A 12114-nucleotide genomic window follows, 5' to 3' on the forward strand; every position below is an offset into this window, starting at 1 on the left:
GGCGTGATGACCGCCACCCTGCAACGGCGGCGATGCGCGGTCAATACCCATCGGAGTGAACGTGCTCCCCTCGTCGATGGGGAGCAGATCCGTCCCGAAAGGGGTGGGACAGCGGCATGAGGCGGCCTACGTTGTCCCAAGGAAAGCCCATGGAGCACCGCCATGCACGCCACGTCTCTCTTTGGTCCTTTTCGTCTCGAACCCGCATCGCGCACCCTGTACCGTGACGGCGAGGTGGTGAAGCTGGGAAGCCGCGCCTTCGACATCCTGGTGGTGCTCGTCGAACGGCGAGGCGACGTCGTGACACCTCGCGAGCTGATGTCGGTCGCGTGGCAAGGCCTGGTCGTCGGCGAATCGAACGTGCGCGTGCAGATTGCCAACCTGCGGCAGGCGCTAGGGAGCTACGGCGAGGGTGCCCGCTACATTGCCAGCATCCCGGGCCGTGGCTATGCCTTCCTCGCCAGCGTCGTCCGGGTCGACGAGGCAGCGCTGTCCATGAGCACCCGGCCCGTGTGGTGCGCCGGCACGTGGTCGTGGCGCTGGAACGGCACCTGATCAGCCCGGCAGTGCCCTGGCGAACCGTGGCACCAGGGGCAGGGACAGGCAGAACACCAGCAGCCCGAGCAAGGTGAACACGAAGCCAGCCCACGCGGCAGCGAGCAGGCCCATACCGGCGGCGATGACCAGGCCGCCACCCCATGCACCGATTGCATTGGCGACGTTCAGCGCCGCCAGGTTCATCGCCCCCATCAGGGTAGGAGCCTCCGGTGCGAATCGCGTGAGGCGCACCTGTACGGTCGGTATGGCGATCATCATCGTGGTGCCCACACCGAACAGCGCGACCATCAAGACCCATACGTTATTGCCCGCGGTCGCGAGCGTTGCCAGCACCAGTAATGCCGCACCATAACCCACCACCAACCCCCGGCTAGGGTAACGATCGGCCAGTTCGCCGCCTAACACGTTGCCCACGGTCATGCCGATTCCGAACAGGGCAAGGGCCAGGGGAATCCACGCACGGTCCAGGGAAACCACGTCGGTGACGAAGGCGCCGATGAACGTGTACACCGCGAAGATGCTGGCCACGCCAAGCGCAGCGACGAGCATGGTGACCCACACCGAGCCCTTGCGTAGCGCGCTCAGTTCCTGCACTACCGGCGCGCCGCGCAGGGCATCGGTGTGCGGTACCCAGGCCAGCAAGGCGAGGAAGGCGAGGCATCCGAGGCCGGCGACGGCGAGATAGGTGTTCCGCCAACCAACGTGCTGGCCGAGAAAAGTGGCGAGAGGCGCCCCCACAATGGTTGCCGCAGTGAGACCGGTCATGACGATGGCGAAGGCCTTTCCTCCCTTGCCGGGACCGACGACATAGGAAGCCACGACGGCGCCCGCTCCGAAGTAGGCGCCCTGCGGCAGGCCGGTTATGAAGCGGGCGGCAGCGAACATCCCGAGGTTGGCCGCCTGCGAGGACAGCACGTTGCCCAGCACGAACAGCACCATGAGACAAAGCAGCAAGGTTCGCCGGTTCAGCCTGGCGGCGGCCAGGGTGACCGCGGGTGCGCCGAAGACGACGCCGAAGGCGTACGCGGTGATGGCGTTGGTCGCCGTGGGCAGGCTGATGCCGAGCGACGCGGCGAACAATTGCAGCACGCCCATGCTGGCGAACTCGGACGTACCGATGCAAAAGCTGCCGAGCGCCAGGGCGAACAGGGTCAAGGAACGACGCCGGCCGTCGTTGCGTTCGTCGCAATGAACCTGCACCGACCGGCACTGTGCCTCGAATGCTTTCTCATGCATGGGGATATCGCCTCAGATCGTGTCGACCGCATCCAGGGGAATGGCATGGCGTGTGGCGAGTTCGTTGATTCGCCCGAGGTAACGCTGGTAATGCGGGCTGGCCCGGTGCGCCGCTGCGGCTTCTGCGTCGGCATACAACTCGTCGATGACGAATTCGCCGTGGCGCTCCCGCGCGCGCCAGAGGTTGTAATGGAGGTTGCCTGGTTCGGCGCGGGATGGACCGGTCATGCTCCGCAGGAGCTTTTCCAGTTCGTGTTCCTTGCCCTCTCTTGCCGTGATGACAGCCATCACCTTTACGTGTGTCGAAGCCATGCGGATGTTCCTTCAGTGGGAGGCCTCGGGATCATTCCACCTTCGCCAGCGCTTCGGCGATGGCTTTCCCGACGAGCGTGCCCGAGGCCGGGTTCTGTCCGGTGATCAGGCGCCCGTCCACGACGAGGTGGGGCTGCCATGGATCGGCGCAGCTGTACTGCGCACCTGCTTCGCGTAGCACGCCTTCGAGGTCGAACGACACGTCGCGCGCGGCATAGCCATCTTCTTCTGCTTTCGAGAAGGACGTGAGCTTGTGGCCCTTGACGAATGGCGTGCCGTCACCGAGCCGTGCGCCGAGGAACGCGACGGGGCCGTGGCATACGGCTGAAACGATTTTCCCGCCGGCCCAGGCCTGGAGCACCGCCTGTTTCACGTAGCGGTCTCTTGAAATGTCTTCCATCGGTCCGAGTCCGCCCGGAAAGAAGATGGCGTCGTAGTCGCGAACGTCCACCTCGGACAACTTGCGACTGTGCTGCAGGCGGCGGTATGCCGCGCTGTCGCGAAATTTCTTCTGAACCTGGTCGCTGGGGTCGTAGCCGTCCTCGGGAACGATGCCGCCCAGTGGCGAAGCGAACTCGACGGCGACGCCCGCTTCCTCCAACACCTCGAAAGGATGCGCAATCTCCGGAAAGAAGAACCCGACGGTTCGTTCATACGGGCCCATGACGGCCGTGTTCGTGGCGATACAGAGCACATGTTTTACGCGCATGGCGATGACTCCTAGGCTGGTTCGATGGTGGACGGATCAGAACGTCATGACCGCGCGACCCACGATGTCGCCCTTGCGCAGCAGGTCGACGTAGGTATTCAGTTCCTCGAAGGCGATGGTCTTGATGGTGTGGCGGATCTTGTCCTGCGCAGCCAGCGCCATGACTTCCATGAGATCGGCGTTGTTGCCCCAGAACGAGCCATGGAAGCTCTGTTCGCGCGACACGCGAGGGAACAGGGGAATGTCGATGCGGTCGCCGACCAGGCCGACGTCGACATAGTGGCCGCTGGTGGAGAGAAGGCTCATGCCCAACTGGATCATGGCCGGAGCGCCTGTGCAGTCGATGATGGCGTCGAGGTCGCCCTGCCCGAAAGCCTGGGTCAGGTCCTTCTTGATGTCCGCTTCCGACTTGTCCTTGACGGCGATGGTGTGGTCGACACCGTAATCGCGCGCGACTGCGAGTTTCTCTTCGCTTCGCGCCAGGGCGACCACTCGCGCTCCGCCGCCGAGCAGGCGCGCGTATTGCACCGCGTACGCTCCGAGGCCGCCCACGCCGAGCACGCCGATCACCCGGTCCGGGCCGAGTGCGCCGGCATCGCGCAGCTTGCGGATGCCGCGATAGGTGGTGAGACCTGCATCGGTGAGCGGCGCCAGTTCCGCGAACGCGAGTTGTTTGCCGACCTTGATCACATAGCGAACGGGCACCGGGATGTACTCCGCGAATCCGCCCACCGGACCGAAGCCGGGCCAGCGCACGTTCGGGCATATCTGTGTGTCGCCCACCTGGCAGTGGCGGCAGATGCCATCGCCCCAGCCCGGTGCCACTACGACGTGGTCGCCTTCGACGATGCCTGCGCCCTTCGGGACGAGCGATCCCATCTTCGCGATGACTCCGGTGATCTCATGCCCCAGGGTCAAGGGTGGCTTCAGGTCGCCATACGGGCGGAAATAGCCGTCGATCAGCTGTACGTCGGAGCGGCACATGCCGCACGCCTTGACCTGCACCAGCACCTCGTCTTCGGCGATGTCCGGAATCGGAATGTCCTCCAGGACGAGTGGTTTGCCGTACTCATGCATGCGTGCCGCTTTCATGGTCGTGTACCTCGGGATTGGGGGAGGGGGCTATGGGAGGGCCGCGATCGCCGCCTCTGCGACGGCGATGTCCTGCTCGACGGTGCCGGCGCTGGCTCCCACGGCGCCAATCACCTGGTTTTCCCGCACGACGGGAATGCCACCGCCAAAAATGACCACGTCCCCCTCGCGACTGTTCTGGATGCCATAGAGCTGGCTGCCCGGTTGAGCAAGGCCGCCGAGAAAGGCGGTGGTCTTGTCGAAGATGCGCGCGGTGAAAGCTTTATGAATCGAAAGCTCGATACTGCCGATGAGCGCACCGTCCTGACGGACAAAGGCAATCAACCGGCCACCCACGTCGACAACGGCGATGTTGTACGCGATGCCCAGCGCCGTAGCCTTCGCCTCCGCAGCGGCAAGCATGGTTTTCGCGTCGTCGAGAGTGAGTGTCTGTAGCGAACGTGGCATGGCCGCCAGTCCTCGCACGGGGTTTGTCTGGTGTAACACGGGCCCTCGACAGGTGCTCGTAAAGTGCGGTGAAGCCACGCACAAAGGCGCTTAGCGCAGTGTGTCCGAAGGGTGCGGCTGGTGTGTCGGCGTGGTCCAGGGAACAGGCCGGGGTCGCTTGAAATTCGCCAGGCCCGCCGTTGCCCAGTCGATGCCCTCGAGCTCGCGTGCGAAGCGCTCGGCATCGCGTCGTCTTACCAGGTCGGCGATAGCCTCGGCCTCGGTGGGCGTGGCGCCGAGCTGCACCAGCGCCATGCTGCCGAAGCGCAACGCGGATTCGAACGTTTCGCGTACATGCACAGGGACCCCCTGCGCGACCATGCGCAGCGCATGCTCGCGATCGTAGGTGCGGACCATCAGCGTCGCGTTTGGGAAGCTCTCCTTGCCGATATCGACGATGGTGTCGGCAACGCTGCGCGAGTCCACGCAGATGGCGATAACCTGCGCCTTGTCGGCGCCCGCCGCCTCCAGGACATCGAGTCGCGTGCCGTCGCCGTAATAGATCTTGAAGCCGAAATCCGACGCGGCCTGCACCATCTCGACATCGGTATCGATCACCGTGACGTCGATGTCCCTGGCGAGCAACGACTGGCTCACCACCTGCCCGAAGCGCCCGAAGCCGATCATCAAGATGCTGCCCGTCAGACATGGGGGCACATCGGCCGGCAGGACCGGCCTTGCCGCCTTCGGTATCAGACGATGGACCGCGGCGCTCAGCAACGGTGCCAGTGCCATGGAGAGCACGACGATCGCGGTGAAGCGGGCGTTGTCCTCCTGGCTCATCAGCCCGGAAGCCGCGGCGCCCGCGTAGAGAACGAAGGCGAATTCGCCGCCCATGGGCATCAGAAGCGCGCGATCCATGGCATCGGCGTGGCTGTCGCCAAGCGCTCGGCCGACGGCGTAGATCGCCAGCGCCTTGGCGAGCATCATCGCCACGACCCCGAGCAGCACGAACAGCAGATGTTCGCGCACCATGTGCAGGTCCAGCGCCATGCCGATGCCGAGGAAGAACAGGCCGAGAAGGAGGCCCCGGAAAGGTTCGATGTCCGCTTCGAGCTGGTGGCGGAAGCTGGATTGCGACAGCAGCACGCCGGCGAGGAATGCGCCGAGCGCCATCGACAGGCCGCCCAGTTGCATCAGCAACGCCGCGCCCAGCACCACCAGCAACGCCCCTGCGGACAGCACTTCGCGAACCCTGGACCGGGCGAGCACCCGGAACAGCGGTTCGAGCAACCAGCGGCCGGCCGCCAGCAAGGCGAGAAGGCATCCCAGTCCCGTGATGGCTGCAAGCCAGGGGATGCCGGTGGCCGAGCTCTCATGAGCCGGTGCCATCCAGGCGACCAAAGCAAGCAGCGGCACGATGATCAGGTCCTCCAGCAGGAGGATGGCCACCACCTTCTGCCCGGCCGGCCGGCTCAATTCGCCCGATTCGGACAGGAGCTGCATGACGATCGCCGTGGAGGTGAGCACGAAGCCCATGGCGCCGACGAACGCGACCCTCGGCGCGGCGCCGAGTGCCCAGGCCACGGCCGTGAGTGCGGCGCCGCAGGCCACGAGCTGGCAGAGTCCCAGCCCGTAGATGGTGCCTCGCAGTGCCCACAGGTGCGCCGGACGCATCTCCAGGCCGATGACGAACAGGAACATGACCACGCCTAGTTCGGCGAGTCCGAGGATGGCTTCGGGGTCGGTGAACCAGCCGAGTACGAACGGGCCGACCAGCACCCCGGCAAACAGATACCCGAGCACGGCTCCGAGCTTCAGAGCCCGGAATACGGGTACCACCAGCACGGCCGCACCGAGCAGGGCCACGGCCTGCAGGAGTTGGCTATTGGCGATGGCGGTCATTCCCCGATGCTAGGCTCGCGTGCGGCGGGGCTGGCGCAAAACGTCGGGAAGGCGTGTTAAGTCTTGCGCGGAATTGCGTGGACGCTCACGCTTGGGCCTCCGGCTCCTGCCACACGGGTGAGGCCTTGCCATGCGCAGCGCGAAGGTCATGGGTTTGCTGTTGCTCGTGACCAGCGGCGTGCGCGCGAACGACGAATACGTGAACCCGAGGTTCTGCTACCGCGTGATACAGCCGGCCGATGTGTCCCGGGTTGTTCCCCGCGCCGACGGTACCGGCATCGCCATGGAACTGGACGGCCCGTGTCCGGGCCCGGCGTGCATCGCCATCGATATTGGCGCGGGCTACCCGCGCCGTGCCGACGTCCTGCCCCACACGCATCGCTATTACCAGGCCTTGGGCTGGAAAGCGGGCAAGCCGGTGCGACGCACGGTTGCGGGGACGACCTGGACGGCCTATCCGATGGCCAGGCAAGGCGTGGCCATGGACGTGCACGAACACGTCCGTCGGCACGGCGAGGCGATGTACGTCATCGTGGCGCAGTACCCGCGCGAAGCCAGGCAACGTGTGCGTAGGGAAGTGACGAAATTGCTCGCATCCTGGCGCTGGATAAGCGCCTGCATCTAGGGGCGGCCGCGATGATCGTTACGGCGGCGCAGGCGGTTCAGCGGCACCGCGAGCGACACGGTCGTTCCCCGGCCCGGCGAACCGATGCAGAGGGTGGCGCCCATCGCCGCGGCGCGTTCGCGCATGCCGGACAGACCCCATTGCTCGCTCCCCGACACATCGTCGCCCGGGCCGGCCGGCATGCCCTTGCCATCGTCCGCGACGGTCAGCTCCAGGTTCCGGCGCGTGGTGACGAGCCGCACGTCGACATGCTGCGCGCCGGCATGGCGGAACACGTTGACGAGGGCCTCGCGGCATATCGCGAGAATGTCTTCGCCCACGGCCGGATCCATCTCCTGATCGTCCACGCGAACATCTGTCGTCATGACGATCGGGGAAGCCTTTTGCATGAGGCGCGCAAGCTCGTCGATGGTCGAGCCCAGCTTGCGTAGCGAAGTGATGTTCGTGCGCAGCTCGCGTACCTTGTCGCGGCCTTCGACGATGAAGTCGTTCGCCACCTTCAGCGTGCCCTCGATGCCTTCCTTCATCGGGTCGTCCTTGGGTATGGCGGAAGCGACGGCCTGGAAGCGAAGCATGATCCCGTAGATGGCCTGCAGCAACGTGTCGTGCAGTTCGCGCGCGATGCGCTCGCGTTCTTCGTGCCGTGCCTCCGAACGCAGGCGCACGCTTCGCGATACGCTGCGGATGCGCCAGGCATACACCGCGCCGGCCAGTGCAAGCACGATGAGCCCTTCGAGCGTCATGAACCACCACGACTGGTAGAAGCGTGGCGGGATGTCGATGGTGACGGATGCGCCGCGTTCGTTCCAGACGTCGTCCTCGTTCGAGGCGATGACGGTGAAGCGGTACGTGCCCGGCGCAAGGCTCGTGTAATACGCCTGGCGGCGCGTGCCCGCATCGACCCAATTCTGGTTTGCACCGTCCATGCGATAGCGGAAGCGCACACGCGAGGGCGAGGTCAGGCTTACCGCGGTGTAATCGATCTGCAGGGAATCGTCGCCCGGCTGCAGGCGAACTGGCCCGGCGGGGTCGAACAGCCGGCCGTCCGCATGCACGGCAGTCACGTAGACCGGCGGAACGCGCATGTTCCGGCGCTGCACCGATGCGTCCAGCCAGTAGAGCCCCTCGTTCGTCACGAACCAGATCCTGCCGCTGCCGTCGCGTTGCATGCTTGGAACAGGCTGTCCTTGCCGTGCGATGCCCTGGACGCCGTCGCGGAAATCGAAAGGCCCGACCTGGGGGCGGTAGCGACGGTCGGAGAACGCATTCTCCAGCTCGCCGGCGGAGAATCGGATCGCGCCATGGCCGCCGTTCATCCACACGTCGCCGTTGGCGACCTCGACCATGCCGGTGATTCCCACGAGTGCCGGGAAATCGCGATCGGTCAGGGATCGCATGACCCCGTCGGCGTGGCGGGCAACGCCGGTGCTCCCGCCGAACAACATGCCCCGGGCGCTCGGGAACATCGTCGCGAGACTGCCGATATCCAGACCGTTGTGCTGGTCGAAAACGGTTTCGCGACCGTCCTTGTCCACACGCAGCACTTCGCCGCCCGCGTAGCCGAGCCAGAGCGTCGCATCGGCGTCCATGGCGCCCGTGGTCGGGTAGCCCTTCACACGGGTCGACCTCGGTTTCCACGCTTCCCAACGGTCGTTGCGAAACCGGTACACACCCATGCCCTCGATCGATCCCCACAACTCACCCGGCTTTCCGGGGGAGAGGAATTTCAGCCTCGATGCGTAGAGACCATTCGGCAAGGCGACGGTTTCGAGCTGGTTGTCGTGGTAACGGTAAAGGTCGTGGAACCCGGCCACCCAGAGTGTCCCGTCGGCGTCGAAAAGAATGCTCAGAATGTCCGGCAGACCGTCGAGCACCGTGACGAGATGCTCGCCGTCCAGCCGGTAGACGGTGCCAAGCTTCGACAGCCAGAGTCTCCCCTGTGGATCGCGCGCCACGCTCGTGCGCAGGCGTGTGTCCGGACCGAAATTGCGCACCGTTCCCACCGGCCCATGGTGGTAACTGTCGATACCCGATGCCGTGCCCACCCAGGCATTGCCTTCGCGGTCGACGGTGACGGGCGTGGCGCTGTTCGAGGTGAGCCCCTGGGGCGCCGAGAAAATGGTCCCTACCGCATCGTCGGTGACGATGTCGGATGCGCCGATCTGCTCCGGGGAGGGCACATGGAACACCTTCCCGGTGCCGAGCCCGGTCGCCCACAACCCCCCGTCCCGGTCGAAGGCCATCCGCAGCGCGCCGTGCGCATCGGTGACGGGCAGGGTAGCTGCACCGTCGATCCTGGGATGTTCTGCCGTGAGGCCGCGCAACGGGCGCGTGCCATGCAGCCGGTCGGAGGCCCATAACGTGCCCGTCGGATCGACGGCGAGCGTGGCACCCGGCGCGAGCGCCACGTTCGTGGCCTTGAAATGCGTCGCGCTTTGCGGCAGGTACAGCAACTGGTTGATCGCCGCGACCCACAACGTGCCGCTCGCGTCGGACAGCACCCAGTCCGCACGATCCGCGGTATATCCCCAGTCGGTGCCCACCTTCACCCAGCGCGCACCGTCGAAGCGGCCGAGCCCCTGGCTGGTCGCCGCCCAGATGCTGCGGTCTGGTCTCTCCGCGAAGGCAAGCACCCATCCCGGGGGAAACCCGTCGCCCACCTCATACGCACGCAGCTTTCCATCCTCTATGCATGCGGCCCCTCCATCGTAGAAGCCCACCCACAGCGCGCCCCCTGTCGTGAACTTCAGCGCGGTGATATTGGCCGATGGCAGGTGCTTCCCGGGAGGAGGCTGGTAGCGCGAGAAGGTCACCCCGTCGAAGCGATACAGACCCGTGCCGGTGCCAAGCCACAGATATCCGTCGGGAGCCTGGGCTAGCGAGATAGTGGCCGGCGGAGCGCCTTCCCGCGTAGTCCACGCCTGGTGCACGAAGTTGCCCGGTTGCAGGGCGCTTCCATTCTCGGCACCGGCCACGAAGGAGCAGGCCAGAGCGAACGCCGCCAGCAGCAGGGGCCAGACGCGGGAGTTTGCGGACGCAAGCATCCACGGCAGTCTAGCGGCCCCGCCATGAAAAACCTTGGTGAATCTTTTCCGCCGTCAGCCCGCGCGGAAGACGATCATCTTCCGCGAGGTCATCTCTTCCATCGTGTACGGAATGCCTCCGACGCCGTGCCCGGAGACGCGCCGCCCGGCGAAGGGCATCCAGTCGACGCGGAACGCCGTGTGATCGTTGACCATCACCGCCGAGGCATCCAGCCGTTCCGCCGCGCGGAACGCTGACGACAGGTCGTTGGTGAAGATGCTCGACTGGAAGGCTTCCGGCAGCGCGTTGGCTTCCTGGAAGGCCTGGTCGAGCGTGTCGAAGCCATAGACGCAGGTAAGCGGTCCGAACACCTCCTGCGTGGATACCTTCGCATCCTTCGGCGGGTTCAACAGGACAGTCGGGTAAAGCGTCGTTTCGCTCAGCCGTCCGCCGCCGATGGGGCGAGCCCCTGCGGCCACCGCTTCATCGATCCACGCCTGCACTCGGTCGGCCTCCTTCGGTGTGATGAGCGGGCCGACCTCGGTCTCGGCCAGCAGCGGGTCGCCGGTGCGGAGGGCCTGGACGCGACGAGCGAACCGCTCGGAAAACTCCGTCTGCAGGCTTGCGTGCACATAGATCCGCTGCACCGAAACGCAGACCTGGCCGGCATGGTAGTAGCCGCCCTTGGCCATGGGCTCGATCAACCGGTCCAGGTCGGCGCTCCGGTCGACAATCACCGGGGCGACGCCTCCGTGTTCGAGGGCGCAACGCGCGCCGGGGGCGAGCTTCGAACGCAAGCGCCAGCCGACGCTCGCCGAGCCGATGAAGCTCAGGAAGGACACGCGCGGGTCCGTCACGAAGGCTTCGGCCAGTTCGCGCGATTCGGGGAGGAACGACTGCACCCAGCCTTCCGGCAGGCCGGCTTCATGCACCATCTGTACGAGGTCCAGGCAGCTCAACGGGGTTGCCGTGGCCGGCTTGATGACGATCGGGCATCCCGTGGCAACGGCTGGGGCGACCTGGTGCACGATCAGATTGAGCGGATGATTGAAGGCCGAGATGGCCGCGACCACGCCGATGGGTTCGTTGACGGTCCACGCGCGGCGGTTCTCGCTCGATGGCGTGATACCCATCGGGATCTCCTGCCCCGCGCGCGTGCGCAAGGTCTCGGCGGCGATGCGCACGCCGTCGATCGCACGTGCCGTCTCCACCATGGCGTCGGTGTACGGCTTGCCGCCTTCGCGTGCGATCTGCCGGGCAAGGTGTTCCCGTCTGCTTTCCATCAGTGTGGCAAGCGCGTGCAGCACCGCGATCCGCTGGTGGGGCTTCAGCCAGGTGGCGCGCTCGCGCGAGAGACGGTACGCCGTCGCCAGCTTTCGCTCGAGCGCCGCGGCATCGTCCGTGGGCAGCTCCGCGATGGGTTGGCGGTCGAACGCTTGCACGACGGTGAGCATGGCGAATCCCTCCGCGGCTGCGACGACAGCCGGTGGCAGAAGCTGAGGTTAGCCACACGCGAGCACGCCCTGTTGTTAAAGATCGTCAGTCCCGGCAAAGCCGGGACAATCGTGTGCGCTTAGTGGCCGTCGCCTGCCATCGCGCTCGAGCCGGAACCGCCCGGCAGCTTCTTCGCCATCTCCAGGTGCTCCTTGAGCGTCGGGAGGGTCTTCGTGGCGAAGGCCTTCAATTCCGGATCCTTGCCGCTGGTCGATTCCTTGGTGAACAACGCCACGGCCTTCTGGTGGTCGGCCACCATCTTCTTGGCGAACGCCTTGTCGAAGGCATCGCCCGACTTCTTGCTCATCGCGTCGGCCGCTTCCTTGTCGGCCGGCATCGGGGCGGGGGAGACGGTCAGGTTCTTTCCGCTGGCGATGGTCTTCAGTTCGTCATTGGCCGCGGTATGGTCTTTGACCATCTGCTCTCCGAAGGACTTGGTGGCGGCCGAGCTGCCCTGCGACGCGCCGAGCTGGCCGAGCGCCACTTCGGCCAGGCCCGAGGCGCTGGCCTTGCGCACGAACTCGGTGTCGGCAGAGGCCGCGATCTTGGACGATCCGGCAGCGGCGGAGTCCTGCGCGAGCGCGGCGGCAGGGGAGAGGACGGCAGCCGCGAGGGCGGCGACAAGGAAACGGCGATGCATGCGATTCATGGGGCACTCCGTGGTAGCCGCGCGATGCGCGTGGTCGCCAAGATGTCGCACCACGAGGATGAATGGGGCGTGCAGCGGGGATCA

11 protein-coding genes are annotated in these 12114 nt (G+C 65.9%); 2 read left to right on the top strand and 9 right to left on the bottom strand.

Annotated features, from left to right (window positions below):
* Positions 1–162: 162 nt before the first annotated feature.
* Positions 163–555 (top strand): transcriptional regulator, encoded by a 393-nt coding sequence (locus tag FHS47_RS08230; protein WP_167025506.1) that lies wholly within the window; start codon positions 163–165, stop codon positions 553–555.
* On the opposite strand, the gene FHS47_RS08235 is transcribed toward FHS47_RS08230, so the two are convergent.
* From FHS47_RS08235 to FHS47_RS08260, 6 genes are all read right to left on the bottom strand, one after another.
* Positions 556–1794, bottom strand: a complete 1239-nt coding sequence (locus FHS47_RS08235; protein ID WP_167025509.1) for an MFS transporter — start codon at positions 1792–1794, stop codon at positions 556–558.
* A 12-nt stretch (positions 1795–1806) separates the two neighbouring features.
* The gene (locus FHS47_RS08240) at positions 1807–2106 is read right to left on the bottom strand and encodes an antibiotic biosynthesis monooxygenase family protein (RefSeq protein WP_167025512.1); all 300 of its coding nucleotides are present in this window, start codon (positions 2104–2106) and stop codon (positions 1807–1809) included.
* 31 nt (positions 2107–2137) lie between these two features.
* Entirely contained in the window at positions 2138–2815 is a 678-nt protein-coding gene (locus tag FHS47_RS08245; RefSeq protein WP_167025515.1) for a type 1 glutamine amidotransferase domain-containing protein, read from the bottom strand.
* 36 nt (positions 2816–2851) lie between these two features.
* Complete coding sequence (locus FHS47_RS08250) at positions 2852–3907, bottom strand: NAD(P)-dependent alcohol dehydrogenase (RefSeq protein WP_167025518.1); 1056 nt, start codon at positions 3905–3907, stop codon at positions 2852–2854.
* Positions 3908–3937: 30 nt separating this feature from the next.
* The gene (locus FHS47_RS08255) at positions 3938–4354 is read right to left on the bottom strand and encodes a heme-binding protein (protein ID WP_167025521.1); all 417 of its coding nucleotides are present in this window, start codon (positions 4352–4354) and stop codon (positions 3938–3940) included.
* Positions 4355–4444: 90 nt separating this feature from the next.
* Complete coding sequence (locus FHS47_RS08260; protein WP_167025524.1) at positions 4445–6238, bottom strand: monovalent cation:proton antiporter-2 (CPA2) family protein; 1794 nt, start codon at positions 6236–6238, stop codon at positions 4445–4447.
* Positions 6239–6368: 130 nt separating this feature from the next.
* Between FHS47_RS08260 and FHS47_RS08265 the strand changes: the two genes are divergently transcribed.
* Positions 6369–6863, top strand: coding sequence for a hypothetical protein (locus FHS47_RS08265; protein WP_167025527.1), 495 nt, complete (start codon positions 6369–6371; stop codon positions 6861–6863).
* On the opposite strand, the gene FHS47_RS08270 is transcribed toward FHS47_RS08265, so the two are convergent.
* The 3 genes from FHS47_RS08270 to FHS47_RS08280 form a co-directional block, all read right to left on the bottom strand.
* The gene (locus FHS47_RS08270; RefSeq protein ID WP_167025530.1) at positions 6860–9907 is read right to left on the bottom strand and encodes a sensor histidine kinase; all 3048 of its coding nucleotides are present in this window, start codon (positions 9905–9907) and stop codon (positions 6860–6862) included. The genes FHS47_RS08265 and FHS47_RS08270 overlap by 4 nt on opposite strands.
* A gap of 54 nt (positions 9908–9961) precedes the next feature.
* Positions 9962–11341: an aldehyde dehydrogenase family protein gene (locus tag FHS47_RS08275; RefSeq protein ID WP_167025533.1), complete on the bottom strand. Its 1380-nt coding sequence runs from the start codon at positions 11339–11341 to the stop codon at positions 9962–9964.
* A gap of 119 nt (positions 11342–11460) precedes the next feature.
* Positions 11461–12030 (bottom strand): DUF4142 domain-containing protein, encoded by a 570-nt coding sequence (locus FHS47_RS08280; RefSeq protein WP_208381861.1) that lies wholly within the window; start codon positions 12028–12030, stop codon positions 11461–11463.
* Between the last annotated feature and the right edge of the window lie 84 nt (positions 12031–12114).

Origin of the sequence: Luteibacter sp. SG786 (genome assembly GCF_011759605.1) — a bacterium.
Taxonomy (GTDB): domain Bacteria; phylum Pseudomonadota; class Gammaproteobacteria; order Xanthomonadales; family Rhodanobacteraceae; genus Luteibacter.